The organism is Xinfangfangia pollutisoli, from assembly GCF_020179405.1.
Classification (GTDB): Bacteria; Pseudomonadota; Alphaproteobacteria; order Rhodobacterales; family Rhodobacteraceae; genus Pseudogemmobacter; species Pseudogemmobacter pollutisoli.
Map to the genome: position 1 here is coordinate 1 of NZ_JAICBZ010000020.1, position 26,085 is coordinate 26,085.

General features: G+C 67.3%; 28 protein-coding genes. 11 read left to right on the forward strand and 17 right to left on the reverse strand.

Annotated elements, in window-relative coordinates; translation table 11 throughout:
* Positions 1 to 584 (forward strand): ATP dependent DNA ligase (locus K1Y73_RS08400; protein ID WP_451923580.1); only part of this gene is annotated, 584 nt, incomplete at its 5' end.
* Here the strand turns inward: K1Y73_RS08400 and K1Y73_RS08405 are convergent.
* A complete protein-coding gene (locus tag K1Y73_RS08405) occupies positions 581 to 784 on the reverse strand; it encodes a hypothetical protein (RefSeq protein WP_225027840.1) in 204 nt (67 codons plus the stop codon). The genes K1Y73_RS08400 and K1Y73_RS08405 overlap by 4 nt on opposite strands.
* A gap of 218 nt (positions 785 to 1,002) precedes the next feature.
* Between K1Y73_RS08405 and K1Y73_RS08410 the strand changes: the two genes are divergently transcribed.
* From K1Y73_RS08410 to K1Y73_RS08440, 8 genes are all read left to right on the forward strand, one after another.
* Positions 1,003 to 2,829: a M3 family oligoendopeptidase gene (locus K1Y73_RS08410; RefSeq protein WP_225027841.1), complete on the forward strand. Its 1,827-nt coding sequence runs from the start codon at positions 1,003 to 1,005 to the stop codon at positions 2,827 to 2,829.
* A 224-nt stretch (positions 2,830 to 3,053) separates the two neighbouring features.
* Entirely contained in the window at positions 3,054 to 4,586 is a 1,533-nt protein-coding gene (locus K1Y73_RS08415; protein WP_225027842.1) for an acyl-CoA carboxylase subunit beta, read from the forward strand.
* An 11-nt stretch (positions 4,587 to 4,597) separates the two neighbouring features.
* Positions 4,598 to 5,020: a DUF6497 family protein gene (locus K1Y73_RS08420; RefSeq protein ID WP_225027843.1), complete on the forward strand. Its 423-nt coding sequence runs from the start codon at positions 4,598 to 4,600 to the stop codon at positions 5,018 to 5,020.
* A 214-nt stretch (positions 5,021 to 5,234) separates the two neighbouring features.
* Positions 5,235 to 5,372 (forward strand): hypothetical protein, encoded by a 138-nt coding sequence (locus K1Y73_RS08425; RefSeq protein WP_225027844.1) that lies wholly within the window; start codon positions 5,235 to 5,237, stop codon positions 5,370 to 5,372.
* A gap of 159 nt (positions 5,373 to 5,531) precedes the next feature.
* Complete coding sequence (locus K1Y73_RS22015) at positions 5,532 to 5,663, forward strand: hypothetical protein (RefSeq protein ID WP_263626563.1); 132 nt, start codon at positions 5,532 to 5,534, stop codon at positions 5,661 to 5,663.
* 81 nt (positions 5,664 to 5,744) lie between these two features.
* Positions 5,745 to 6,149 (forward strand): hypothetical protein, encoded by a 405-nt coding sequence (locus K1Y73_RS08430; protein ID WP_225027845.1) that lies wholly within the window; start codon positions 5,745 to 5,747, stop codon positions 6,147 to 6,149.
* A gap of 325 nt (positions 6,150 to 6,474) precedes the next feature.
* Positions 6,475 to 6,693 carry a hypothetical protein gene (locus tag K1Y73_RS08435; protein WP_225027846.1) on the forward strand — a complete coding sequence of 73 codons (219 nt, stop codon included), beginning with the start codon at positions 6,475 to 6,477 and terminating at the stop codon, positions 6,691 to 6,693.
* 120 nt (positions 6,694 to 6,813) lie between these two features.
* The gene (locus tag K1Y73_RS08440) at positions 6,814 to 8,817 is read left to right on the forward strand and encodes an acetyl-CoA carboxylase biotin carboxylase subunit (protein WP_225027847.1); all 2,004 of its coding nucleotides are present in this window, start codon (positions 6,814 to 6,816) and stop codon (positions 8,815 to 8,817) included.
* Between the two features lie 85 nt (positions 8,818 to 8,902).
* Here the strand turns inward: K1Y73_RS08440 and K1Y73_RS08445 are convergent, their stop codons facing one another.
* Positions 8,903 to 9,352: a DUF4174 domain-containing protein gene (locus K1Y73_RS08445; protein WP_225027848.1), complete on the reverse strand. Its 450-nt coding sequence runs from the start codon at positions 9,350 to 9,352 to the stop codon at positions 8,903 to 8,905.
* Between the two features lie 89 nt (positions 9,353 to 9,441).
* Here K1Y73_RS08445 and scpA point away from each other — a divergent pair, with 89 nt between their 5' ends.
* Positions 9,442 to 11,565 (forward strand): methylmalonyl-CoA mutase, encoded by a 2,124-nt coding sequence (gene scpA, locus K1Y73_RS08450; RefSeq protein ID WP_225027849.1) that lies wholly within the window; start codon positions 9,442 to 9,444, stop codon positions 11,563 to 11,565.
* Positions 11,566 to 11,625: 60 nt separating this feature from the next.
* Here scpA and K1Y73_RS08455 read toward each other — a convergent pair whose 3' ends face one another.
* The 10 genes from K1Y73_RS08455 to ftsW form a co-directional block, all read right to left on the reverse strand.
* Positions 11,626 to 12,150, reverse strand: coding sequence for a hypothetical protein (locus K1Y73_RS08455; RefSeq protein ID WP_225027850.1), 525 nt, complete (start codon positions 12,148 to 12,150; stop codon positions 11,626 to 11,628).
* Between the two features lie 84 nt (positions 12,151 to 12,234).
* Positions 12,235 to 13,320, reverse strand: coding sequence for an endonuclease/exonuclease/phosphatase family protein (locus tag K1Y73_RS08460; protein WP_225027851.1), 1,086 nt, complete (start codon positions 13,318 to 13,320; stop codon positions 12,235 to 12,237).
* Positions 13,317 to 14,030, reverse strand: coding sequence for a molecular chaperone DjiA (locus tag K1Y73_RS08465; protein WP_225027852.1), 714 nt, complete (start codon positions 14,028 to 14,030; stop codon positions 13,317 to 13,319). Before K1Y73_RS08465 ends, K1Y73_RS08460 begins: the two co-directional genes overlap by 4 nt.
* A gap of 97 nt (positions 14,031 to 14,127) precedes the next feature.
* Positions 14,128 to 14,616 carry a GNAT family N-acetyltransferase gene (locus K1Y73_RS08470; RefSeq protein ID WP_225027853.1) on the reverse strand — a complete coding sequence of 163 codons (489 nt, stop codon included), beginning with the start codon at positions 14,614 to 14,616 and terminating at the stop codon, positions 14,128 to 14,130.
* Entirely contained in the window at positions 14,613 to 15,230 is a 618-nt protein-coding gene (locus tag K1Y73_RS08475; protein WP_225027854.1) for a VOC family protein, read from the reverse strand. Before K1Y73_RS08475 ends, K1Y73_RS08470 begins: the two co-directional genes overlap by 4 nt.
* A 16-nt stretch (positions 15,231 to 15,246) precedes the next feature.
* The gene (locus K1Y73_RS08480) at positions 15,247 to 16,806 is read right to left on the reverse strand and encodes a Ppx/GppA family phosphatase (RefSeq protein WP_225027855.1); all 1,560 of its coding nucleotides are present in this window, start codon (positions 16,804 to 16,806) and stop codon (positions 15,247 to 15,249) included.
* A gap of 96 nt (positions 16,807 to 16,902) precedes the next feature.
* Positions 16,903 to 17,157: a DUF2484 family protein gene (locus K1Y73_RS08485; protein ID WP_225027856.1), complete on the reverse strand. Its 255-nt coding sequence runs from the start codon at positions 17,155 to 17,157 to the stop codon at positions 16,903 to 16,905.
* Positions 17,158 to 17,257: 100 nt separating this feature from the next.
* Positions 17,258 to 18,685, reverse strand: a complete 1,428-nt coding sequence (gene murC, locus K1Y73_RS08490) for a UDP-N-acetylmuramate--L-alanine ligase (RefSeq protein ID WP_225027857.1) — start codon at positions 18,683 to 18,685, stop codon at positions 17,258 to 17,260.
* Complete coding sequence (locus K1Y73_RS08495) at positions 18,682 to 19,776, reverse strand: UDP-N-acetylglucosamine--N-acetylmuramyl-(pentapeptide) pyrophosphoryl-undecaprenol N-acetylglucosamine transferase (RefSeq protein ID WP_225027858.1); 1,095 nt, start codon at positions 19,774 to 19,776, stop codon at positions 18,682 to 18,684. Before K1Y73_RS08495 ends, murC begins: the two co-directional genes overlap by 4 nt.
* Positions 19,776 to 20,954: a putative lipid II flippase FtsW gene (gene ftsW, locus K1Y73_RS08500; RefSeq protein ID WP_225027859.1), complete on the reverse strand. Its 1,179-nt coding sequence runs from the start codon at positions 20,952 to 20,954 to the stop codon at positions 19,776 to 19,778. The genes K1Y73_RS08495 and ftsW overlap by 1 nt, the downstream gene beginning before the upstream one ends.
* A 273-nt stretch (positions 20,955 to 21,227) precedes the next feature.
* Between ftsW and K1Y73_RS08505 the strand changes: the two genes are divergently transcribed.
* Positions 21,228 to 22,160, forward strand: coding sequence for an L-lactate dehydrogenase (locus K1Y73_RS08505; RefSeq protein WP_225027860.1), 933 nt, complete (start codon positions 21,228 to 21,230; stop codon positions 22,158 to 22,160).
* Here the strand turns inward: K1Y73_RS08505 and K1Y73_RS08510 are convergent.
* The 5 genes from K1Y73_RS08510 to K1Y73_RS08530 form a co-directional block, all read right to left on the reverse strand.
* Complete coding sequence (locus K1Y73_RS08510) at positions 22,157 to 22,774, reverse strand: class I SAM-dependent DNA methyltransferase (protein ID WP_225027861.1); 618 nt, start codon at positions 22,772 to 22,774, stop codon at positions 22,157 to 22,159. The two genes, K1Y73_RS08505 and K1Y73_RS08510, sit on opposite strands and share 4 nt — an antisense overlap.
* 59 nt (positions 22,775 to 22,833) lie before the next feature.
* On the reverse strand, positions 22,834 to 24,234 hold the full coding sequence (murD, locus tag K1Y73_RS08515) for a UDP-N-acetylmuramoyl-L-alanine--D-glutamate ligase (protein WP_225027862.1): 1,401 nt from the start codon (positions 24,232 to 24,234) through the stop codon (positions 22,834 to 22,836).
* Between the two features lie 121 nt (positions 24,235 to 24,355).
* Complete coding sequence (locus K1Y73_RS08520) at positions 24,356 to 24,616, reverse strand: YjhX family toxin (RefSeq protein WP_225027863.1); 261 nt, start codon at positions 24,614 to 24,616, stop codon at positions 24,356 to 24,358.
* A gap of 197 nt (positions 24,617 to 24,813) precedes the next feature.
* Positions 24,814 to 25,386: a DedA family protein gene (locus K1Y73_RS08525; RefSeq protein WP_225027864.1), complete on the reverse strand. Its 573-nt coding sequence runs from the start codon at positions 25,384 to 25,386 to the stop codon at positions 24,814 to 24,816.
* The gene (locus K1Y73_RS08530) at positions 25,376 to 26,083 is read right to left on the reverse strand and encodes a DUF2161 domain-containing phosphodiesterase (protein ID WP_225027865.1); all 708 of its coding nucleotides are present in this window, start codon (positions 26,081 to 26,083) and stop codon (positions 25,376 to 25,378) included. Before K1Y73_RS08530 ends, K1Y73_RS08525 begins: the two co-directional genes overlap by 11 nt.
* Positions 26,084 to 26,085 lie beyond the last annotated feature (2 nt).

Consider the following 26,085-nt stretch of genomic DNA (forward strand, 5'->3'; position numbering starts at 1 on the left):
TGGCCCGGCTGCCGCGCGGCCTGCCGCTGGGCGCCTCGCCGCTGCTGCCGGTGACCGACTGGGCCGCGCTGGCTGACCTGCGCGCCACAGCGCGGGCGAATCTGGCCGAGGGGCTGATGCTGAAACGCGCCGCCAGCCCCTATTTCACCGGGCGCAAGCGGGGCGATTGGTGGAAATGGAAGCTCGACCCCTACACGGTCGATGCGGTGATGCTTTACGCTCAGGCGGGCCATGGCCGCCGCGCCGCGCTGTTCACCGATTTCACCTTTGCCGTCCGCGATGGCGAGGCGCTGGTGCCCTTTGCCAAGGCCTATTCCGGCCTGACCGATGCCGAATTCGCCGAGATCACCCGCTGGGTGCAGGCCCATACGCTCGAACGCTTCGGCCCGGTGCGGAGGGTGCCGCCGGAACTGGTGTTCGAGCTGGGTTTTGAAGGCATGGCCGCCAGCCCGCGGCACAAGTCGGGCATCGCCCTGCGCTTTCCGCGGATGCTGCGCTGGCGCCGCGACAAGCCCGTCGCGGAAATCGACACGCTGGACAGCCTGCGCGCGCTGCTGGCCGCGCCCGAGGGCCCGGCGCCCTAGGCCTCTTGCCCGCCCGCGCGCAGGCTTTGGCAGGACCAGCGGGCAATGCGCCATTGCGGGTGGGTGCCGATCCAGTCGGCCAGCACGGGCTGGGCGCCCATAAGGCAGGTCATCGCCGAGACATCGTCGAAGACCAGGCTTTTTCTTTCGCAGGCCGAAGGCTCGGCCGACAGACAGGCGATGAAGGCAAGTTCGATCATGGCATCCTCGCTGCGATCCCGGCCTCCCGCGGCGATCATGCTGCAATGCAGCGCGATCTGCACGCGGATCTGGGGCCGCGCGGGCGCGCCGTGCCGCCTGCGCCTGGCCCCGCGCCCATTATGACGGCAATCGCTAAGAATGCGTGCAATACCCGCGCGCCTTGCGCAGCCGCCCCCCGCGCGCCTAGATAACAACCGTCCGACATGAAAGGTCCGCCATGCCCCTGCCGCTTCCCCGCCCCGTCTTCGATGCCAATGCCTCGGCCGGAGCGTTCGGCGCCCTGCCCGACTGGGACCTGCGCGACCTTTATCCCGCCCCCGATGCGCCGGAATTCGCCCGCGACATGGACTGGCTGGAACAGGCCTGCGCCGATTTCGCCGCCGGTTACGAAGGCAAGCTGGCCACGCTGGATGCCGCGGGCCTGCTGAAGGCGGTGCAGGACTACGAACAGATCGACATCACCGCCGGGCGGATCATGTCCTATGCGGGCCTGCGCTATTACCAGAACACCATGGACAGCGAGCGCGCCAAGTTCATGGCCGATGCCGAAGGCAAAGTGACCGAATTCACCACGCCCCTGGTGTTCTGGTCCCTGGAATTCAACCGGCTGGACGACGACCATCTGGCGCGGCTTCTGGCGGCGAATGCCGATCTGGCGCGCTACAAGCCGGTCTTCGACCGCCTGCGCGCGATGCGGCCGCATCAGCTGTCGGACGAGATGGAGCGCTTCCTGCATGACAGCTCGGTCGTCGGCGCCAGCGCCTGGAACAAGCTGTTCGACGAAACCATGGCCGGGCTGATGTTCACGGTCGCGGGTGAAGCGGAAGAGCTGAACCTGGAAGCCACGCTGAACCTGCTGACCGACCCCGCGCGCACCAAGCGCGAGGCCGCGGCGCGGGCGCTGGCCGAGGTGTTCGACCGCCATATCAAGCTGTTCGCCCGCGTCCACAACACGCTGGCCAAGGAAAAGGAAATCCAGGATCGCTGGCGCAAGATGCCGACGCCGCAGACCGCGCGCCATCTGGCGAACCATGTCGAGCCCGAGGTGGTGCAGGCGCTGCGCGACGCGGTGGTCGCGGCCTATCCGAAACTGTCGCATCGCTATTACCGGCTGAAGGCGAAATGGCTGGGGCTGGAAAAGCTGCAGGTCTGGGACCGCAACGCCCCCCTGCCGATCGAAACCCCGAAGACCGTGACCTGGGCCGAGGCGCAAGAGACGGTGCTGGGCGCCTATGCCGCCTTCGCGCCTGATATGGCCGATCTGGCCAGGCCCTTCTTCGAAAAGGGCTGGATCGATGCCGGGGTGAAGCCCGGCAAGGCGCCCGGGGCCTTCGCCCATCCGACGGTGACGACGGTGCATCCCTATGTGATGCTGAACTATCTGGGCAAGCCGCGCGACGTGATGACGCTGGCGCATGAGCTGGGCCACGGCGTCCATCAGGTTCTGGCCGCGGGCCAGGGTGAATTGCTGTCGTCAACGCCCCTGACGCTGGCCGAAACGGCGTCGGTCTTTGGCGAGATGCTGACCTTCCGCCGCCTCCTGGATCAGGCCAGGACCCCGGCCGAGAAGAAGACCCTTCTCGCCAACAAGGTCGAGGACATGATCAACACGGTCGTGCGCCAGATCGCCTTCTACGATTTCGAATGCAAACTGCATGCCGCCCGGGCCGAGGGCGAACTGACCCCCGACGACATCAACGCCCTGTGGATGTCGGTTCAGGCCCAGTCGCTGGGCGATGCCTTCGACTTCATGGATGGCTACGAGACCTTCTGGGCCTATGTGCCGCATTTCGTCCACTCGCCCTTCTATGTCTACGCCTATGCCTTTGGCGACGGGCTGGTGAACGCGCTTTACGCCGCCTATGCCGACGGGCTGCCCGACTTCCAGGCGAAGTATTTCGACATGCTGAAGGCCGGCGGGTCCAAGCATCACAAGGACTTGCTGGCGCCCTTTGGCCTGGATGCCAGCGATCCGAAATTCTGGGACAAGGGCCTGTCGATGATCGCGGGCTTCATCGACGAATTGGAAGCGCTGGAAGCGTGAGCGAGGGCGGATCTTCGACGAAGATCCGCCAGCGATCCTTCGTCGAAGGATCGCGCCCCGCTCCGGCCCGACGGCGCGCAAATTTGCAACTATTCAATTCGCACGACCAACTCTGCCAATCATTTGCAAATTTTCCGCTTTCCGCTTTGCCGAAAGCTGCCGCCTCGCTATGGTCGCGCTGATTTCCGGGGCAGAATCTGGCCCCGGCAGCGGGGGAGGCGACGATGAAGGATATTCTGGCCCAGCTTGAGGCCCGCCGGGACGCGGCGCGGGCCGGGGGCGGTGCGCGGCGCGTGGAGGCTCAGCATGCCAAGGGCAAACTGACCGCACGCGAACGGATCGACCTCTTGCTGGACGAGGGCTCCTTCGAAGAATTCGACATGTTCGTCGCCCATCGCTGCACCGATTTCGGCATGGAGGCCGACCGGCCCGCCGGCGACGGCGTGGTGACCGGCTGGGGCACGATCAACGGCCGCATGGTCTATGTCTTTTCCCAGGATTTCACTGTCTTCGGCGGCTCTCTGTCGGAAACCCACGCCCAGAAGATCTGCAAGATCATGGACATGGCGATGCAGAACGGCGCGCCGGTGATCGGGCTGAACGATTCTGGCGGCGCACGGATCCAGGAAGGCGTGGCCTCGCTGGCCGGCTATGCCGAAGTGTTCCAGCGCAACATCATGGCCTCGGGCGTGGTGCCGCAGATTTCGGTCATCATGGGCCCCTGCGCGGGCGGCGCGGTCTATTCGCCCGCCATGACCGACTTCATCTTCATGGTGAAGGATTCTTCCTACATGTTCGTCACCGGCCCCGATGTGGTGAAGACGGTGACGAATGAAGTCGTCACCGCCGAGGAACTGGGCGGCGCCTCGACCCATACCAAGAAATCCTCGGTCGCCGATGGCGCCTTTGAAAACGACGTAGAAGCGCTGGTCGAAATTCGCCGACTGTTCGATTTCCTGCCGCTGAACAACCGCGAGAAGGCGCCGGTGCGGCCGTTCTTCGACGATCCGGCGCGGGTAGAATCCAGCCTGGATACGCTGATCCCCGACAATCCCAACCAGCCCTACGACATGAAAGAGCTGATCGTGAAAGTCGCCGACGAGGGTGATTTCTACGAGATCCAGAAGGATTATGCCGGCAATATCATCACCGGCTTCATTCGGATCGAGGGCCAGACCACCGGCGTCGTCGCCAATCAGCCGATGGTGCTGGCGGGCTGCCTGGACATCGACTCGTCGCGCAAGGCCGCGCGTTTCGTGCGCTTCTGCGATGCGTTCGAAATTCCGATCCTGACCTTCGTCGACGTGCCGGGCTTCCTGCCGGGCACCAGCCAGGAATATGGCGGCGTCATCAAGCACGGGGCGAAGCTGCTGTTCGCCTATGGCGAGGCGACGGTGCCCAAGGTCACGGTGATCACCCGCAAGGCCTATGGCGGCGCCTATGACGTGATGGCGTCCAAGCATCTGCGCGGCGATTTCAACTATGCATGGCCCACCGCCGAAATCGCGGTGATGGGCGCCAAGGGGGCGGTCGAGATCCTGTATCGCAGCGAGTTGGGCGACAAGGACAAGATCGCCGAACGGACGAAGGATTACGAAGACCGCTTCGCCAATCCCTTCGTCGCGGCCGAGAAGGGCTTTATCGACGAGGTGATCCAGCCGCGGTCCACCCGGCGCCGCGTCGCCCGCGCCTTTGCCTCGCTGCGGGGCAAGAAGCTGGCGAACCCCTGGAAGAAGCACGACAACATCCCGCTCTGAAGGCCCGCGCCATGCCGCCCTTTCGCCGCTTTGCCGCCGCCGCCGCTGCCAGCCTTCTGCTGGCCGCGGGCGCCTGCGACGAAGAGACGCCCCCCGCGGCGGGCGGCGATCTGGTGCCGGTGCCCTCGGGGCGCGCGGTGCAGGCGCTGGACGTGATCACCAATGCCCCGGGCAGCGAAGGCGCGACGGCGCGTTTCCGCTTTGTCGTACCCGGGCTGAAGGCCGGCGAGTCCGAGACCTGGACCGCCGACATGCAGGCGCTGTGCGAAAGCTATGCCCTGCCCCGCATCGCCGGCACCGTGCCCGCGCCGCAGCAGATCGTGATCTCGCTGGCCGACCGCGCCCTGCCCTTTGGCGAGCCCGCCCCCGACGCCGTGCAGTTTTTCGAGGCCTATGCCCCGAAAGACGATGCCTGCATCTGGGAGATGTTCTGAAGATGACACTACATCTGGTTGAATCTTCACAGCTTTCGCCCGCGCGTGATGTATCCGAGTCACAGGCGGCCAACTTGGGCCGCATGCAATGTCAAATCGGCGAAAACTGGGCTATGATCGGCCCAGGCCGCAAATCGGCGGCCGAACATGCGCAATGGGGGCGGTCCGGGCCTGGCCTTGTCACAGCCCCCCACCAAGAACGATGGAGTCGAGGATGTCGAAGAGCAAACAGTTTGTCCTGGTTCTGGCCGCTGCCGCGGCCCTGGCCGCTTGCGCCAAGAAAGAAGCGGAAGTCGTCTATGTGGACGAGCCCGTTTCGGTCGAACCGACCTACACCGGCAAGTACAAGTAATACCCAGGGGCGGGCCGCGGCGCGTGCCGCGCGGGGGCCCGCCCTGTTTCTTGCGGCAGCGCAGCAATGTGCCGCTCATTGCCTCACGATCTCGTTTGCTCCGGTGCGGGCGCGCTTCTATGGTGCGGCCACTCGCATTGATTCGTATCGGAGGCTAATATGCGGACCATCGCTATCGTTGCTCTCGTGGCTCTCACCACGGTTGCTGCTTGCGCCAAGAAGGAAGAGCCCGTCGTTGTCGACAGCGGTGCTGTCACCGTCGAGCCGACCTACACCGGCAAGTACAAGTAAGAACCCGGCGCGGGCCTGGCGGCCGCGTCCGCCGGGCCCCCCGTGCCGCGACCGGCAGGCCCCCTACACACAGGTGGGACCATGCTGAAGCATCGCGGTTTTCCCGGGCGGCTGCCCAATACCGATTTCCAATTCACCATCCGGCGCGCCAATCTGAAAGAGGGCGCGACCAAGATCATCCGGCGCGAGCGGTTCAAGGACCGCAAGGCGATGGACCGTCGGGCCGATACCGCCTTCATGGCGGCGCTTTGGGCGCATTTCGGCGAAGACCCGTTCGAACGCGGCAATCTTGACGCTGGCAGGTTGTCCTGGCTGTTCGGCCGCGAGGTCGTACCGGCCGAGGATCCCTTCGATCCCAGCTCCTATGAGGCGCTGCTGAAGATCGACGTGGCGCGCGCGCGCGCCGCTTTCCCCGAGGTCTTCGATCCGCCGGCCGATGCGCCGGCCTTCGACTGGGGCGATGACGACGACGAGGATCAGGCATGATCCCGCCGCGCGCAGCCCCGTTCCGGCAGGCCTTTGCCGAGCGCCCGACCGGCGCCCGCTTGCGGCTTGCGGGGCGGCGCGCGGCGCGCCAGTCTGGCCATCTGTCGGCCGGCCCGTCCCTGCCGGGCGCACAGAGCCTTGCGATACGTCCCTCTTCCTCTCGGCGATCCGTCCCCCTGCGGGTCGGGTCGCCCTTCCGGGGCGCCGCGGCACAGGGCTGGCAGATTGCTGCCGATTTTGTGATCGGGCACGGAAAGCCTTTGGATTCGCGGTGCTTTGCGCTAGACTCTGGCGCAATAACAACCACGAAACGAGGCAGTTCATCATGCGCAAGACCGTTCTTCTTTTCGCCCTTCTCACCGCGCCGCTTGCCGGCTGCATGCAGGACCCGACTTCGCGCGGCCTGGCCGGCGCCGCAACCGGCGCGCTGCTTGCCGATGTCACCGACAATGACATGGTCACCGGCGCCGTCATCGGCGGCCTGGCCGGCGTTGCAAGCTGCGGCATTGAGCTGGGCCTGCCGCCCTGCCAATCGCGCTACTGATCTGACCGCCGCCTGCGGGCGGTTCCAAAGCCACACCCACGGGGTCGCCCGGGCTGACAAGCCCGGCCGGCCCCTTTTTTCATTCGCCCGTTGGCCCGGGCAAAGACCTGAGGGGGAGCCATGTTCAAGAAGATCCTGATCGCCAACCGGGGCGAGATCGCCTGCCGCGTGATCAAATCGGCGCGCAAGATGGGCATCAAGACGGTGGCGGTCTATTCCGATGCCGACCGCAATGCGCTGCATGTGAAGATGGCCGACGAGGCCGTGCATATTGGCCCGCCCCCGGCCGCGCAGTCGTATATTGTCATCGACAAGATCATGGAAGCCATCCGCCAGACCGGCGCCGAGGCCGTGCATCCGGGCTATGGCTTCCTGTCCGAGCGGCGCGATTTCGCGGCCGCCCTGGAAGCCGAGGGCGTGGTCTTCATCGGGCCGCCCTCGCCCGCCATCGAAGCCATGGGTGACAAGATCACCTCGAAGAAACTGGCGCAGGAGGCCGGGGTTTCGACCGTTCCGGGCTATATGGGCCTGATCGCCGATGCCGACGAGGCAGCGAAGATCTCGGCGGAAATCGGCTATCCGGTGATGATCAAGGCCAGCGCGGGCGGCGGCGGCAAGGGCATGCGCATCGCCTGGAACGAGGCCGAGGCACGCGAAGGCTTTCAATCCTCGAAGAACGAGGCGGCGGCGTCTTTCGGCGACGACCGGATCTTCATCGAGAAATTCGTGACCCAGCCGCGCCATATCGAGATCCAGGTCCTGGCCGACAAGCACGGCAATTGCGTCTATCTGCATGAACGCGAATGCTCGATCCAGCGCCGCAATCAGAAGGTTATCGAAGAGGCGCCCTCGCCCTTCCTGGACGAAGCGACCCGCAAGGCGATGGGCGAGCAGGCCTGCGCCCTGGCGAAGGCCGTGGGCTATACCAGCGCCGGCACGGTGGAGTTCATCGTCGATGGCAGCCGGAACTTCTATTTCCTGGAAATGAACACCCGCCTGCAGGTCGAACATCCGGTGACGGAACTGATTACCGGCGTCGATCTGGTGGAACAGATGATCCGCGTCGCCTATGGCGAGAAGCTGCCCTTCGCGCAATCGGACCTGAAGATCAACGGCTGGGCGATGGAAAGCCGGCTTTACGCCGAAGACCCCTATCGCAACTTCCTGCCCTCGATCGGCCGGCTGACCCGCTACCGCCCGCCGGTCGAGGGCGAAACGCCCCGCGGCGGCATCGTGCGCAACGATACCGGCGTCTATGAGGGCGGCGAGATCAGCATGTTCTACGACCCGATGATCGCCAAGCTGTGCACCTGGGGCAAGGACCGCGCCGCCGCGATCGAAGAGATGCGGCTCGCGCTCGACACGTTCGAGGTGGAAGGCATCGGCCATAACCTGCCCTTCGTGGGCGCCGTGATGGATCATCCGCGTTTTACCAGTGGCAACATCACCACCGCCTTCATCGCCGAGGAATATCCCGACGGCTTCCAGGGCGCGGTGCTGGACGAGGCCCAGCTGTGCCGGGTCGCGGCGGCGGCGGCGGCGATGAACCGGGTGGCGGAAATCCGGCGCACCCGGATTTCGGGCACGATGGACAACCATTCGCGCCGGGTCGGCGACGATTGGGTGGTGACGCTGCAGGGCCAGGCCTTCGCGGTGAAGATCAAGGCCGATCCCGAGGGCTCGACCGTGGTCTTCGAGGATGGGCAGGCGCTGCGGGTGGAAAGCGACTGGGTGCCGGGCCAGCCCCTGGCCAAGCTGACGGTGGGCGCCGAGGATATGGCGATCAAGGTCGGCAAGATCCCGATGGGCTTCCGCATGCGGCTGCGCGGCGCGGATCTGAAAGTGCATGTGCAAAGCCCGCGGCAGAAGGCTCTGGCCGGCCATATGCTGGAAAAACTGCCGCCCGACACCTCGAAATACCTGCTGTGCCCGATGCCCGGCCTGGTGGTGAAACTGGCGGTCGAGGAAGGCCAGGAGGTTCAGGAAGGCCAGGCCCTGGCCACGGTGGAAGCGATGAAGATGGAGAACATCCTCAAGGCCGAACGCCGCGGCGTGGTGAAGAAGATCAAGGCCAAGGCCGGCGAAAGCCTGAAGGTCGACGATGTGATCATGGAGTTCGAATGATGGGGCAAGCGCCGCGCCGATTTCTTCGAAGAAATCGGACCGGAGCCTTTGAAGGCTCCGGCGCGGAGTTTTCGAAAACTCCGCGTCACCGCCCGGCGGGGTTCTTCTCCAGCGCCTCGCTGCGCGCGATCGGCATCTTGTCGATGGAATTGATGATCTCGCGCCCGTCCCAGGGCAGCGGCTTGCGGATCGAGGGTTTCCAGTCCTTGTCCATCAGGACCAGCGAAAAGCCCCGCGGCCGCAGCTTGCGTCGCAGGTCGGACATGGCGGCCGGATCGGTGTCGATGATCAGGATCACGTCGCGCGCGGCCAGATCGTCGTAATACCGCGCCAGAAGCTCCATCTGGCGGGTGAAATTCGGGTCGTTCGGACTGTCGGCGAAAACCGCGACCGGGCGACGCAGGAACAGAAGATCGGCCTCCACCACCTGCGCGGCAGGAACGGGGGCGAAGGGGGCGGCTTCGGGGGTTTCGGCCCCCACGGCGCGGCTCAGCGGCCAAAGTGCCGCGACAAGGATAAGGGAACGGCGATGCAAGCGGCACTTCATGCCTTCGATATAGGGCAGACCGCGGCAAAGCCCAAGCGCCGAAGGGCCGCGGCCTGCGGCAAAGCGAGGGGTTGATCATGGCGGACAAGAAGGTTTGGGAGGCGCTGGCCACCAAGGAACTCAAGGGCGCCTCGCCCGAGAGCCTGACCTGGAACACGCTGGAAGGCATCGCGGTCAAGCCGCTGTACACGGCCGAGGATCTGGACGGGCTGCCGCAGATCGGCGAGGTGCCGGGCGTGGCGCCCTTTACCCGCGGCGTGCGGGCGACGATGTATGCCGGCCGGCCCTGGACGATCCGGCAATATGCCGGCTTTTCGACCGCCGAGGAATCGAACGCCTTCTACCGCAAGGCGCTGGCCGCCGGGCAGCAGGGGGTTTCGGTGGCCTTCGATCTGGCCACGCACCGCGGCTATGACAGCGACCATCCCCGCGTCGTGGGCGATGTGGGCAAGGCGGGCGTGGCCATCGACTCGGTCGAGGACATGAAGATCCTGTTCGACGGGATCCCGCTGGAAAAGATCAGCGTTTCCATGACCATGAACGGCGCCGTGATCCCGATCCTGGCGAATTTCATCGTCACGGGCGAGGAACAGGGCGTCGATCGCAGCCTGTTGTCGGGCACGATCCAGAACGACATCCTGAAAGAGTTCATGGTGCGGAACACCTATATCTATCCGCCCGAACCCTCCATGCGGATCATCGCCGACATCATCGAATACACCTCGAAAGAGATGCCCAAGTTCAACTCGATCTCGATTTCTGGCTATCACATGCAGGAAGCCGGCGCGAACCTGGTGCAGGAACTGGCCTATACGCTGGCCGACGGGCGCGAATATGTGCGCGCGGCGATCAATGCCGGCATGAATGTCGACGATTTCGCCGGGCGGCTGAGCTTCTTCTTCGCGATTGGCATGAATTTCTTCATGGAAGCGGCCAAGCTGCGGGCGGCGCGGCAATTGTGGACGCGGATCATGAAGGAGTTTGATCCGAAGAAGACCGGCAGCCTGATGTTGCGCACCCATTGCCAGACCTCGGGCGTCAGCTTGCAGGAACAGGACCCCTATAACAACGTGATCCGCACCGCGTATGAGGCGATGGCGGCGGCCCTGGGCGGCACGCAGTCACTGCACACCAATGCACTGGACGAAGCCATTGCCCTGCCCACGGAATTCAGCGCCCGGATCGCCCGGAACACCCAGCTGATCTTGCAAGAGGAAACCGGGATCACCCATGTCGTCGATCCGCTGGCGGGGTCCTATTACGTCGAAAGCCTGACGGCGGAGCTGGCCGAAAAGGCCTGGGCGCTGATCGAGGAGGTCGAGGCGATGGGCGGCATGACCAAGGCCGTGGCCTCGGGCATGCCGAAGCTGCGGATCGAGGAAACCGCGGCGCGGCGCCAGGCGATGATCGACCGTGGCGAAGAGGTGATCGTCGGGGTCAACAAATATCGGCTGGCGAAGCAGGACCCGATCGACATCCTGGATATTGACAATGTCAAGGTGCGCGAGGCGCAGATCGCGCGGCTGCAGGCCACGCGCGCCGCGCGCGATGAGGGCGCCTGTGCGGCGGCGCTGGCGGAACTGACCCGCCGCGCCAGCGAGGGCGGCAATCTTCTGGAAGCCGCGGTGGCGGCAGCCCGGGCGCGGGCTTCGGTCGGGGAGATCTCGGACGCTATGGAAAAGGTGTTTGGCCGGCATCGGGCCGAGGTGAAGACATTGGCCGGCGTCTATGGCGCGGCCTATGAGGGCGACGCGGGCTTTGCCCAGATCCAGAAGGATGTCGAGGCCTTTGCCGAGGCCGAGGGCCGGCGGCCGCGCATGCTGGTGGTCAAGATGGGCCAGGACGGGCACGATCGCGGCGCCAAGGTGATCGCCACCGCCTTTGCCGATATCGGCTTTGACGTCGATGTGGGGCCCCTGTTCCAGACGCCCGAGGAAGCGGCACAGGATGCGATCGACAATGACGTGCATGTCGTCGGCATTTCCAGCCAGGCTGCCGGGCACAAGACCCTGGCGCCGAAGCTGATCGAGGCGCTGAAGGAAAAGGGCGCCGAGGATATCATCGTGATCTGCGGCGGCGTCATTCCGCAGCAGGATTACGATTTCCTGAAAGCGGCCGGGGTGAAGGCGATCTTCGGGCCGGGAACCAATATTCCGGCGGCGGCGAAAGAGATCCTCGATCTGCTGCGCCCGGCGGCGTGACCCCTGGACCCCGAATTTTCGTCGAAAATTCGGGGTCTTCGCCCGCAGCCGCCTTCCGGCTTACAGGTCGATCTCGCCTTTCGGGCCGGGATGGGCGGGGGTGAACTTCTCGTCCGGCAGGGCGGGCGCCGGCGGGGCGTCGGGCTTGCGGCGGATCAGGATATCGCCATTCGGCAGCCGCTCGGGCGCTTCGTAATTCCCGACATCGCCCATCAGCGCGGCCAATTCCTTCAGCCGCGGGCCCAGCTCTTCCATTGCCGGGCCGATCGCATCCAGCGCGCCCTGCATCTGGCCCAGGGCGGGGTCCATCTCTTCCATCAGCCCGCGCAACATCAGCTTCGCCCCCTGTTCGAAAAGCGAGCTTCCGATCTCGGCCGGACCTGCCCCCTCTTCGCCGCCCTCCTCGGCCGGCAGTTCGGGCGCCGCGCTTTCGGCGCGGGCCGGCAGGGGCGCGGGCAAGGTGACGCTCAGCGCGGCGGCAACCGCCAGGGCCGAGGTCAGGCCGACCCGCGCCAGCCCCCCGGCGCGCGGCAGGCGGGAGGTGCGGCCGGTCCGGGCCTGTCGGGCGGAAAAGGGTTTCGGCATGGGCATTCCCTCTGACACGTTCACATCGCTTGCCCCCAATATGGGCACGCTGTGCAACGGGCGCAAATCACGACACCGCCGGTCCTAAAGCCCCGGCAGATCCACGCTGACCGGGAAATGATCCGAGGCCTGGAGCAGCGCCTCGCGCAATTCGGGCACGGCAGCGCAGGACGGGTCGTTGAACGGATGCCAGATCCGCCAGTCCGGCGCCCGCGCCGCCAGATCGGGCGAGACCATGACGAAATCCAGCAGCGCCTCGAACCAGCGTTTCTTCGGCCCATGCCAGAAGCGCGCCGTCGTCGGCGCCATCGCCACCCGGCTTTGCAAGGCCATCGCCGCATGCGGATCGGTCAGGCGCAGCTTCGGCTCGGCCTCGGTTCCCAGCACGATTTCCACCCCGGAATGGCCGAAAAGCCGTTCATATTCATCCAGGCCCGGCCCGTCGTTGAAATCGCCCATCACGATCAGACTGTCGCCGCGCGCCAGCTGTTCCTGCACCCGCGCCCGGATCCAGATGCATTGCGCCAGCTGCTTGCGCCGGTTCTCGATCGACAGGCGCATGATCTGGTCTGGCGTGCCGGCGCCATGCGGGGCCTTGGATTTGGCATGCACCCCGATCAGCCGCAGCCGCAGCCCGGCCGAGGTGGTGATGGCCAGTTCCAGCGGCGGCTTGGAGAAGCGGATCAGTTCCGGCGCGGTGTCGGTGTCCAGATCGTAGCGGAAGGCGGTGTCAAAGCGCGGCACGCCGGGGCTTTGGGTCAGGCCCGCGGTGGTGGCGGGCGGGCCCAGCGGCGCATGTTCGGCCACCAGACGGTCGGGATCGTAGAGGAAGGCAATCTCCTGCTCGGTTTCCGAGGAAAAGCCGTGGATCACCGCCCTTGTCCGCAATCCGAACATCCCGGCGAAATTCTGCAAGGCCGTCACGGTCGAGCGGCGGGAATTGGTGTCGGGCGCCTCGATCACCATCACCCCATCGGCATCCAGCGCCGAGAACACGATCCCCAGCGCGCCCAGCTGCTGCGCCCGGGTGATCTGGTAGCGGGCCGAGGGTTCGGCATCGTCCCAGGGCCGGCCGCGATCGTCGAACAGCGCATTGAACCATTCGACATTGTAGGTCGCCAGACGCAGCGGCCGCGCGGGTCGGGGGACAGGCGCGGCCGCATCGGTCATGCCGCCTCGCGCGCCTCGATCTCGCGCCAGGCGGTGTTGACCAGCATCAGCCGCCGCTCGGCCAGTTTCAGCGCCTCGGGCGGCACGCCGCGGGCCACCATCGCATCGGGATGGCTGTCCTTGACCAGCGCGCGCCAGGCGGCCCGGGCCTGCGCCAGCGAAGCGTCGCGCGGAATGCCAAGCACATCATAGGGGTCGCGCGGCGCGCCCTCGACCAGGCGGGCGCGGACGGCGCGGAAACAGGGCTCGTCCAGACCGAAGATCTGCGCCACATGGGCCAGAAAGGCGTCTTCGACCTCGTGATAGGACCCATCGGCCAAGGCGATGGTGAACAGCCCTTCCAGGATGTCGATCAGCAGCGAATGGCTGTCTGCGCAGATCTTCGCGCCCTGCGGATTGAACAGCGCCGCGATCTTGCGCGCATAGGCGTCAAAGCCCGCCACATCCTGCCGGGCCAGGTTGAAAACCAGGGCTGCATGCGCCTCTTCCTCGGGCGGCAGGGTGAAGATGCGGCGAAAGGCCGTCACCTCGGCACGGCTGACCTCGCCATCGGCCTTGGCCATCTTGGCCCCCAGCGCCAGGATGGCGATGGTGAAGCCCACCGACTGCTCGGGCACGGATGCGCCGCGCAGCCGGTCGAACACCACCGAAAGCGGCTCGCCATTGGCAAGTGCCGCAAGGGCGGCAGAGATGCGGGTCCAGATCGACATGACGGCGAAATCATAGGCGGGCGGGCAGGCACTGTCACGGGCCGCAAGGGCCGCATTTCAGCCCGATCACGCGGACGTTGACGCGCCCAGCCGCCGCCTAAAGCGCTTTCGACAGCAGCCACAGATCCATGGAGCGGCCGAATTTCCAGCCCGCGCCGGGCACCGTCCCAACCAGCCGGTAGCCCAGCCTTTCGTGAAAGGCGCGGCCATCGGGGTTTTCGCCCGACACGGCGGCAACCATCAGATGCGCCCCCGCGGCGCGGGCATGCGCCTCGACCGCCTGCATCAGCGCCCGCCCCAGGCCGTGCCCGCGCGCGCCCGGCGCCAGGATCACCGAATGCTCCATGCAGCGCGCATAGCCCGCGCCGCCGCGGAACTGCGCATAGCTGGCAAAGCCCGCAAGCCCGCCCTCGCGGTCTTCGGCCACCAGAAACGCATGCCCCGCCGCCTGGCGGGCCTCGATCATCGCGGCGATGTCCTCGGGCGATTTCGGCACCGAGTTGAAGGTGATCGCGGTCCCGGTGATCCAGGGGTTCCACAGATCGGCCAGGGCCGCGGCATCGGCAAAGGTCGCGGGGCGGATCATTCCAGCACGCGGCGCCCCTGCGGGCCGTCGAAAGTGGCGCGCATCGCCTTGTGCGGGCCCTGCACCACCACCACGCGCGGGTCGGCAATCCGGCCCTCCAGCGCCCGGGCCAGCGCTGCGGCCTCGGGATGGGCGATCTCCAGCCGCTGCAGCCGCAGGCCGCTGTCGGGCAGCATCTGCACCGGATGCAGCTTGCCCTGCCAGCAGATCAGCGCCGGGAAAGCATCGTCAAAGGGCAGAAGCCCCGTCTCGGGCACCGCCATCTGCCAGCGCAGATCGCCGCGGGTCAGCGACAGGGCCGTGCCGCTGCCCGGCGGCGCCTTGGCCAGCGCCGCGGCCAGATCGTCGCAGCGCGCGATCCAGTTGGTGATCCGGGGCGGGCCGGCGAAACGGTCCAGGTCGAACCAGCGCGGCCGGCCGGGCGCCGGGGCCGCGGGGTCGATCGCGATCACCTCAAGATACAGATCGCCCAGCCCCAGCAGCCGGTTATGCGTGCCCATCAACGGATGCGCCCCGCCGCCGGCCAGCGGCACGCCCAAGGCCTGTTCCACCCGCGCCACGCCGTCGGCCAGGCTTTCGGCGGCAATGGCGAAGTGGTCGAAGGCCCAATCCATCACGCGGCCCAGCCCATCACACGGACTTGCCCAGCGTGACCTTGGTCTGCGCCTTCAGCGCCAGCGCCAGCGAGGCAAAGCGCGCCTGCGCCACTTCGCCGAACAGCCCCACGCCCTCTTCGGTCAGGCGCAGCCCCAGCACCTTCTTGCGCGGCTGCCAGCTGAGTTCCCCCGCCCGCGCCGGATCGCCGACCGAGAACATGGCGCCAAAGCGCATCGCCTTGCCCAGCACTTCGGCCTGGCGGATGTCCTCTTCCGAAAGCAGGCGGAAGATCGCCTCCATCCGGCTGCCCGAGCGGCTGTTCTTGTAGCGATGCAGCAGCGCCAGCCCCAGGAAGACCCGGCCGGGATGATCCAGGCCTCCCAGATTGGCGCGGGTCGCATTGTCGAAACAGGCCTCGGCCCGGTAATCGGGATGGGCGCGCCAGGTCGTGTCATGCAACAGGCAGGCCGCCTTGATCAGCCGCTGCCGATCCGGCGGGGCGGATTTGAACAGCGGCAGCAGGAAATCGTACAGCTTGCGGCCAAAGCCCGGGATCCGCGCCTGGGTCTGTTCGGTCACCCGGGCCGCCTCGATCAGCGGATCGCGGGCGCGCAGCTTTTCCGGCATCTGCTCATACAGCAGCCCCTCGCGGATCCCATAGGCCGAGACGTCGATTTCCGAGGGTTTCAGCTGCGTCACGATCTCGCGCAGCACTTCGCAGGCCAGCGGCACCAGTTCCATCCGCTCGGGCGAGGTGCCGGTGCGGGCGCGCAGCAGCGCCAGGTCCGAGGCGGCGATCCAGTCCAGCGTGTCCAGCAGGCTTTCCGGGGTCATCCGGTATTCATGCAAGACCAGCAGCGGATAGTTGCGCCGCTCCATATCCAGCCGGGCGATCACCCGCCACGAGCCGCCGACCAGATAGATCCGCTCGCCCTTGGCCTTCAGCTGCGCCTGCGCCGCGCGCAGAAGCGTGCTGATATGGGCCTGCCGCTTCTTCGGCCCGCCCTCCATCTGCAACAGCCGGAAGGGCCCAAGCGGGGTCGAGATCCTGCGTCCGACCTGGCCATCGCCGATCCGCGCCAGTTCCATCGAGTTGCCGCCGATGTCGCAGACCACGCCCTTGGCATCGGGCCAGCCCAGCAGCACCCCCTGCGCCGACAGCCGCGCCTCTTCCTCGCCATCGATCACATGCAGCTTCAGGCCGGTCGTCTGGGTGACTTCGTCCTGAAACGCCGGCCCGTCCAGCGCCTCACGCGTGGCGGCGGTGGCCACGACCGTCAGCGGGTCGATTCCCATGCCGCGGGCAAGAAGCGAAAACCGCTTCAGCGCCAACAGGGCGCGGGTGCGGCCTTCGGGGTTCAGATGGCCGGTTTCGGCCATGCCCTTGCCCAGACCGCACATGATCTTTTCATTGTAAAAATAGGCGGGGCTGCGCGCGGCGCCATCGAAGACCACCATCCGCACCGAGTTCGAGCCCACATCGACGACGCCCACCCGCGACAGGGCCCGCACCGAGGGATCGCCGAACAGCGGCCGGCCGAAGGGTTCCCAATCCTCGTCTTCATGCGAGGCGGCAGGCGCATCGACAGGCATGACGGAATCCCCCCCTTCTGGGTCTTTCTTGCGCCGGCACACTGCCGCCCGCGACGGGCGCGGTCAACCGTTGACGCAAGGAAAGCGTGTGGGGGATTACTCGGCCGGGGTGCGATGCGGGCGGCCCAGCCGGCGCCAGAACAGCAGCACCGGCCAGCGCAGGACCGACACGCCGCCGGTCAGGAAGGCCAGGCCAAGAAGCGGGCCCTGATCCCAGGTGACCCAGCCCAGCAAAGGAATTCCGATGCTGATCAGCCCATAGGCCGCGCGCAGATGCTGATCGCGCGAGGGCAGCATGGCGATCAGATTGGCGGCGATCAGCCACAGACAGGCCAAGGCAAGCGGCATCATTGCAGCGCCCCTTTCCGGCCCGGACGGTGAAAAATTCCGTCGCAGGCATTTGCAGAACGCGCAGGCGCGTTCTGGCGGCGCCGGACCCGGTCGTCCCGCATCATGCGGCTTTCCCCAGCAGTTTCGCCGGCAGCGCATTCGCCCAGGCCGAGATCGTCCCTGCGCCCAGGCAGACGAAGATATCGCCCGGCCTTGTCTGTTCGCGGAACAGCCGCGCCAGATCGGCCTCGTCGATCACCGCGCGGGCATGGCGATGGCCATGCGCGATCAGCCCCGCCACCAGATCGTCGCGGCTGGCGCCGGGGATCGGGTCTTCGCCGGCGGCATAGACCTCGGCGATGGCCACGACATCGGCCTCGTTGAAACAGGTGCAGAAATCGTCGAACAGGTTCGACAGGCGCGAATAGCGGTGCGGCTGATGGACCGCGATCACCCGCGCCCCGGGCCGGCCCGACACCGCCTGACGGGCTGCCTTCAGCACCGCGGCGATTTCCACCGGGTGATGGCCGTAATCGTCGATGATGGTGACGCCATTCACCTCACCGACTTTGGTGAAGCGGCGGTTGACGCCGGCGAACCCCGCCAGCGCCTCGCGGATTTCATCCTTCTTCATCCCCAGATGCCGGGCCACCGCCACCGCCGCCAAGGCGTTCGAGACGTTGTGATTGCCCGGCATGGGCAGGGTGCAGCCTTCAATTTTCGAACCTTCCCCTTCGTTCTGAAGCAGGATGTCGAACAGGGAATTGCCATTTTCGAAGGACAGGTTCACCGCACGCACATCGGCCTGGGTGTTGAAGCCGAAAGTCACCACCCGCCGGTCGGTGACGCGCCCAACCAGCGCCTGCACTTCGGGATGGTCGGTGCAACAGACCGCCACGCCATAGAAGGGAATGTTCGAGACGAAATCGAGAAAGCCCTTCCGCAGGTTCTCGATCGTGCCCCAATGTTCCATATGCTCGGGGTCGATATTGGTGACGATGGCGATCGTCGCGGGCAGGCGGTTGAACGAGCCGTCGGATTCGTCGGCCTCGACCACCATCCATTCCCCTGCCCCGGCCCGCGCATTCGAGCCATAGGCATGGATCACGCCGCCATTGATCACGGTCGGATCGAAGCCGCCCTTGTCCAACAGCGTGGCCACCATGGTGGTCGTGGTGGTCTTGCCATGCGTGCCGGCCACGGCAATGTTCGACCGCATCCGCATCAGCTCGGCCAGCATCTCGGCCCGGCGCACCACCGGCAGCTTGCGGCGCCGCGCCTCCTCCAGTTCCGGGTTGCCCTTCTTGATCGCCGAGGAAATCACCACCACCGCGGCCTCGCCCAGGTTTTCGGCGCGCTGGCCCTCGAAAAACGCGGCCCCCAGCTTGACCAGCCGGTCGGTGATCTTCGAGGCCTTGGCATCCGAGCCCTGCACCCGATAGCCCAGCGTGATCAGCACTTCGGCAATGCCCGACATGCCGATGCCGCCGATGCCGACGAAATGGATCGGTCCCAGTTCCAGCGGCAGTTTGGTCGCGGCGGCGTTCATGCGGGGTCTCCTGACAACTCTTCAACCAGCGCGACAAGCCGTTCCGTCGCATCGGGACGTCCGGCCGCCCGCGCATTGGCAGCCATGCGCTCGGCCCCTTCGGGGTCTTGCAGAACCGACGCCATCTGCGCCGCAAGCGTGGCCGCGTCAAGCCGGTTTTCCGGGATCACGATCGCCGCCTCGGCCTCGGACAGGCCGCGGGCATTGGCGCTTTGGTGATCGGCCGCCGCCGCCGCATAGGGGATCAGCACCGAGGGCCGGCCGATGGTCGAGATATCGGCGATGGACGAGGCGCCGGCGCGGCTGATCACCAGCTGCGCCTCGGACAGGCGACGGGGAATGTCGGTGAAGAAGGGCGCGATCTCGGCCAGAACACCCGCCGCCTCATAGGCGGCCTCGGCGCGGGTGGCATCTTCGTCGCGCGCCTGATGGGCCACGCGCAGATTGGCGCGCAGATCGGCGGGCAGCAGCGCCACCGCGGCCGGGACCACATCCGACAGGATGCGCGCGCCCTGGCTGCCGCCGATGACCACCAGGCTCATCGGATAATCGCCGGGCGCGATATAGGGCGCCCCGGCGCGGTCGCGCACGGATTGGCGCACCGGATTGCCGGTCGCCACGCCTTCCACCCCTTCGGGCAGGGTCGTGGGCCAGGTGCCGCAGGCGATCTTCTGCACCCGTTTGGCAAAGATCTGATTGACCCGGCCCAAGACGCCATTCTGTTCATGGATCATCCGCGGTCGGCGCAGGATCACCGCAGCCGTCAGCGCCGGGATCGACGGATAGCCGCCAAAGCCCACCACCACGGCGGGCCGGTCGGTCAGCTGCGACCACAGGGCCGCGATGACGCCGCCCGCGATGCGGAAGGGCACGGCCAGCTTGGCCAGCGCCCCGCCCCGCGCGAAGGTGGCCGAGGACAGGCGTTCAATCTTGACAGCGTCAGGAAAGCCGCCGGCATAGCGCGCGCCGCGGTCATCGGTCGACAGCTTCACCCGCCAGCCCCGCGCCAGCATCGCTTCGGCCAGCGCCTGGGCGGGAAACATATGCCCGCCGGTGCCGCCCGCCGCGATGAGAAGAAGCCGCTCGGCCATCAGCGCCCTCCGGCGGCAGGGCCGCGGCGGAAGATCTCGGCCATGCGATCGCGCGGGCGCGACCGGGTCAGCGCCAGCAGCATGCCGACGGTGATCCCGCCTGCGATGACCGACGAGCCGCCATAGGACACGAAGGGCAGCGTCATGCCCTTGGCGGGCAGCAGCCGCACCGCAACACCCATGTTGATCATCGCCTGCACGCCAAAGACCGCCGCCAGACCGGCCCCGGCCAGCCGGGTGAACGGGTCGCGCTCGGCCATCAGCCGGATCAGCGAGCGGGCGACGATGACCCCGAACAGGCCCAGGATGAACAGGACCAGGATCAGCCCGTATTCCTCGGCCGCGACGGCGATGATGAAGTCGGTATGCGCATCGGGCAGCGACCATTTCACCTGCCCCTCGCCCACGCCCACACCGAAGAAGCCGCCCTCCTGGATCGCATTGGCGGCATAGCCCAGCTGGGTGCGCGGATCGACATCGGGCGACAGGAAGCCGTCGATGCGGCGGGCGAAGTGTTCCGAGGAATTGTAGAAGACCATGCCGGCCGTGGCGACCAACCCGCCGATCACCCCGATCAGCAGCATCGGCGCGCCGGCGGTGAAATAGACCACGCCCCAGGCGAAGACCACCAGCGCCGACTGGCCGAAATCGGGCTGCATGGCCAGAAAGCCCACCACGGCGATCAGCAGGATGAACGAGATCAGCTTGCCCGGCGGGCCGTTCAGATCCTGCGACGCGGCCATCAGCCAGGCCGAGACGATGACGAAGCCGGGCTTCAGGAATTCCGACGGCTGCAGCGAGAAGCCGCCGATCGACAGCCAGCGGATCGCACCCTTGCCGTGATCCTGGCCCACCACCGGCAGCACCATGACCAGGATGAAGGCCACCGCGAAGCCGATGATCCCCAGCCGGCGCACCATGCCCGGCGGCATCATCGAGATGCCCAGCATCGCGGCCAGGCCCAGGCAGCCGAAGGTCGCCTGTTTCTGCACATAATAGAAGGGTTCCAGCCCGTTGCGGCTGGCCAGCGGCACCGAGGCGGCCAGGCCCAGCAACAGCCCGATCCCGAACAGCACGAAGACCGAGGTCAGCGACCACTTGTCGATCGTGCGCCACCAGCGCGGCAGCACAGGATCGCGCACCGCAATAGGGGACGAACCATAGACCATCTCAGTCATGGGGATACCGCCTTGATTTCTGCCTCTGGCCCGGATGTTCCCCCCGGGCTCTTGGGCGAAACTGTAGCGGCATTTGCCCTGCGAGGAAAGCGCCATTCTCCTGACGGCTTCGTGAAAACCGGCCGGGCGGGGGCCGATTTTTCGACGAAAAATCGGGGCGCCGCGGCGGGCGCGGGCGCGAAGGGGCGGGAAGTGCTGACAAATCGGCAGGCGGGGTTGCGCGGCGGGGGCAAGGCCTGTCAGGCTGGCCAGGGACAGCCAGCGGAGGCGGCGATGAAGGTTGGAATCGTGGGGGCGGGCGCGGTGGGCGCCCAGGCGGGCTTCGCGCTGGCGATGACCGGGGCGGCAAGCGAGATCCTTCTGTGCGACAAGAACGCCGCCCTTGCCCAGGCCCAGGCCGAAGATATCGCCCATGCCGTGCCCTTCGGCGCGCCGGTCACCGTGCGCGCGGCCGAGATCGCGGCGCTGGAGGGCGCGCGGGTGGTGATCCTGGCTGCGGGCGTCAGCCAGAAGCCGGGCGAGACGCGGCTGGCGCTGCTGGAGCGCAATGCCCAGGTCTTCGCGGCAATCCTGGGCGAGATCGGCCGGGTCGCGCCCGAGGCGATCCTGCTGATCGCCACGAACCCGGTCGACATCATGACCGATATCGCGACCCGCCTGTCGGGCCTGCCGCCCGAACGGGTGATCGGCTCGGGCACCATTCTGGATACGGCGCGGTTCCGCAGCCTTCTCGGCCGCCATCTGGACGTGGCGCCGCAATCCTTCCACGCCTATGTGCTGGGCGAACATGGCGACAGCGAGGTCCTGGCCTGGTCCTCGGCGCGGGCGGGCACGGTGCCGGTGCGTGCCTTTGCCGAGCAGATCGGCCGGCCGATCACACCGCAAGTGGTGGCCGGGATCGACGAAGGCGTGCGCCGCGCCGCCTATCGGATCATCGAGGGCAAGGGCGCCACCTGGTTCGGCATCGGCGCCGGTCTGGCGCGGATCGTGCGGGCGATCGGCGGCAATGAGCGTGCGGTCCTGTCGGTGTCGATCCGCACGCCCGAAGTGGCGGGGGTGACGGGCGCCACGCTGTCGCTGCCGCGGATCGTCGGCGCGGGCGGCATCGTGGGCGAATTGATCCCGGAACTGGACGCGCAGGAAACACGGGCGCTGGCGGCCTCGGCCCGGCTTTTGGCCGAAACATCGGCGGAATTGCGGATCTAGCGGCGCTTCTGCGCCAGGATCACGCTGCGCCCGGCCGTGTCGGGATCTTCTGCAATGAAGCGGCGCAGGATCATCCCGGCCTCTTCCAGCGCTGTGGCATAGCCGGCGGGCGAGAGGCTGGCGTGATGCACCGGCCCGCCCGAGACCGCGCCCCAGGCGGTGCCGGCATCGGGGCCGACCGTGGTCAGGAATTGGCCGCCCGGCGCCAGATGGGCGGAAATCCGGCCAAGGGTGGCGCGCTGCTCGCCCGCGGTCAGGTGGAAGAAACTGTCCCAGGCGATCACGGCGGCGAAGACCTCGCTCAGGGCCAAAAGCCGCATGTCGCCCTGGATCCAGCGCCCGGCGGGCAGGGCGTCGCGGGCGATGGCCAGCATCTGGTCGGACAGGTCAAGCCCGGTCACCGCATGGCCCCGGGCCAGAAGATGCGCCGCGACCGGATGGCCCGAGCCGCAGCCCAGATCCAGCACCGCCGCCCCGGGCGTCAGCCCTGCCGCGACCCGGTCGATCCAGGCGCGTTCGGGAAAGCTGCCATGCCGCGCCGCGTGCCAGTCGGCGGCGCTGCGATCATAGGTCGCGCGATGGCCGTGATCGTCATCCATGCGCTGGCGTCGCATGTGTCCCGCCGCGGGGCAAGCCCCGGATCCTGAAAAGCCGAACCATCGGCCCGCCAGCCCTAGCCAATCAGCGCCCGGACCAAAGCGGTGAAATCCTCGCCCCGCTTTTCGAAATTCGGATATTGGTCGAAACTGGCCGCCGCGGGGGCCAGCAGCACCACCTCGCCCGGCTGGGCCTCGGCCGCGGCGCGGGCGACGGCGCGCTCCATCGTCTCGCAGATCTCATGCGGGGTCTCGCCGATCTGCAGGGCAAAGTCGCGGGCGGAATGGCCGATCAGATAGGCCTTCTCGACCGAGGACAGATAGGGCACCAGCCCGGCGATGCCGCCCTCTTTGCCCAGACCGCCGGCAATCCAGCGGATCTTCGGGAAGGCCTGCAGGGCCTTGGCGGCGCTGTCCACATTGGTGGCCTTGCTGTCATTGACGAAACGCACCCCTTCCCGCTCGCCCACCAGCTGGCTGCGATGCGGCAGGCCGGCAAAGCTGTGCAGCGCCTGTTCGATCAGCTTCGGCGCCAGGCCCAGGCTGCGGCAGGCGGCATAGGCCGCGCAGGCATTCTGGTGGTTATGCGCGCCGGGCAGGCCCGCGATCTCGCGCAGGTCGATGGAGGCAACCTGCCGCCCACGCCGCCATTCGGCGAGAAAGCCCTTGCGGGCAAAGACCGACCAGCCGAAGCCTTCCAGCTTCGTGCCCGACGAGACGCGGATCACCCGGTCATCGGCGGGGCCTTCGGCCAGCTGATTGGCCAGGAACTGACCCTCGACCTCATCCACGCCCACCACGGCCCGGTCCGGGCCGCCTTCGGCAAACAGCCGGCGCTTGGCGGCGAAATAGCCGCCCATGCCATTGTGGCGATCCAGGTGGTCGGGCGAAAGATTGGTGAAGACGGCGATATCGGGGGTCAGGGCGCGCGCCAGATCGGTCTGGTAGGAGGACAGCTCCAGCACCACCACCTCGCCATCCCGCGCGGGGTCGATCGACAAGACGCCCGTGCCGATATTGCCGGCCATCTGCGTGGGCCGCCCCGCGACCTGCAGGATATGGTGGATCAGCGCCGTCGTCGTCGATTTTCCGTTCGAGCCGGTGACAGTCACGACCTTGGGCGCGGTCTCGAAATTGTCCCATTCGGGCGTCGCATAGCTGCGGAAGAACAGGCCGATATCGTTGTCGACCGGAATGCCCAGTTCCAGTGCCCGGCCGATGATCTTGTTCGGATGGGGGTAAAGATGCGGGATGCCGGGGCTGGTGATCAGCGCGGCCACGCCGTCAAAGGCGCCGTGACGGGTCAGGTCGGTCAGGGTGAAGCCCTCGGCCTCGGCCTTGGCGCGGGATTCGGGGCTGTCATCCCACAACAGCGGCTCGGCGCCCGCGGCCTGCAGCGCCCGCGCAGTGGCAAGGCCCGAGCGGCCCAGACCCAGAACGGCGAGTTTCGCGCCTGTGTAGCCTATGACGGGGATCATCGCATGCCTCCGAGCAGGGAAAGCCGGGGGTATCACACCCCCGGACCCCCGTGGGATATTTGAACAGAGAGGAAGGGGGAAGGGGTTTTGACCCCCTGCCCTTCCGCTCTGTCCCTGCCCGCTATCCCTGGTTGTCAAGCTGGCCGCGCACCGAGCGCCGGCCCAGATATGAGATGCGGTAGGGCCCGCCCTCCTTGCTGGCGATCAGCTTTCTTTGCCTGAGCCTGCGGAACAGCGGCAGGGTTAGGTCCGACAGGACCATCCCGTCACGGGTATGGCACAGGACTTCGGTGATGTGGCCGCGGCTGTCGCGGAAATGACGGATCTCGCCCCCCAGGGCGAGGACATGGAGAACGCGCTGCTCGGCGCGAGAGATATTCATGGGACTGTCCAGATTGGGCGTGAAAAGGCCCGCCGGGGGCGCGCAGGGCACATCCCGGGGGTTCACGAACGCCGCTTCGCCCCGGCGTCAGGCTCTGGACACAGTCTCTGACAAAAACGCTCCGTCAGGCGCCGCCGCGGGTGGGGGGCGCCGTCGGGCGACAGATAGGAAGGGGCAAGGCGCGGGGGAAGAGCCCGTCAGGGTTTTTCGCGCCGGCGGCGCAGCCGGTGATGCAGAAACGCAGCAGCGGCCAGCAGGGCGGCGGTCAGCCCGAGGATCAGACCCAGATGCCGGACCGTGTCCAGCCGGCCGAACAGCTGCTCCAGCACATGGCCGGCGCCATAGCCCAGCGCGGTGACCAGCGCGCCCCAAAGCGCCACCGCAAGCAGGTTGAACACCAGGTAAAGCCGTGCCGGGATGGCGGACAGGCCCAGAACCAGCGGGCCGATCGTGCGCATGCCGAAGAGGAAGCGGAAGGACATCGAGGCCAGCGCGGGGCGGCGGGCGGCCAGCGCCAGCAGCGGGGCGGCGGCGGCTGTGGCGGCAAGGCGCTGCAGACGGGGCATCTGCCGATGCCGGCGGGCGATCTGGAACAGGACCTGATCGGCCAGGAAGGCGCCAGCCGAGATCGCGGCCCAGGCCGAAGGCAGCGGGAAGGCGCCGCGATGGGCCAGCGCGCCGCCGACCATGCCGGCGCCGTCGCCTTCGAAGACCCCGCCCAGGAACAGCGCCGGCAGGCCCCAATCGGCGATCAGCGTCTCAAGCGTCATCGGAAACCTGCGGCTGCGCGACAGCCTTCAATTCAGCCAGGGCGGGCGCATGCTCGGCCAGCGCCGCCTGGCCCTTGGGGGTCAGCGCATAGCTGCCGCGGGCGATGCGCTCGAACCAGCCGTAATGGTCGGCGCGCAGGATCGCGGCGGCCTTGGCCACGCCGGTTGCGCGGGCCAAAGCGGCCGGGGCGCCGGGCCCGCTTTCCGCCAGATGCGCCGCACAGCGCAGCGCGTCCTGGCGGTAGGCCGTCATCCGCTTGACCGCGGCCGCGCCGCCCTCGTTCGGATCGCCCACCCTGCGGTCGAATTCGCGCAGAAGCCGCCCTGCCCGTTGCGTGCGCAGCCGCGGCTGATAGGCGGCCGGGTCCAGATGCGCCGTCACCGCCCCCGTCGCCGGATCGACCGCCAGCAGCCCCAGGCCCAGCCGGCGGCACAGGGCCAGGATGTCGCGATAGCGCAGCCGCCAGCCCTTCGCGCCCGAAACCGGAACCGCCAGATAGACATCGGCGAACAGCGATTGTCGCTGCACGCCCTGCAGCACCAGCGCCAGCGAGAACGAGGTCTTCATCTCGACCACCACCGGCGGCTCGTCGCCGCGGCGGGCCAGGATGTCGCAGGCGCCGACCTCGGCCTTCACCGCGTAGCCCTGGGCCTGCAGATAGGCCTTCAGCGCCGGGTAAAGCTCGGTCTCGCGCACCG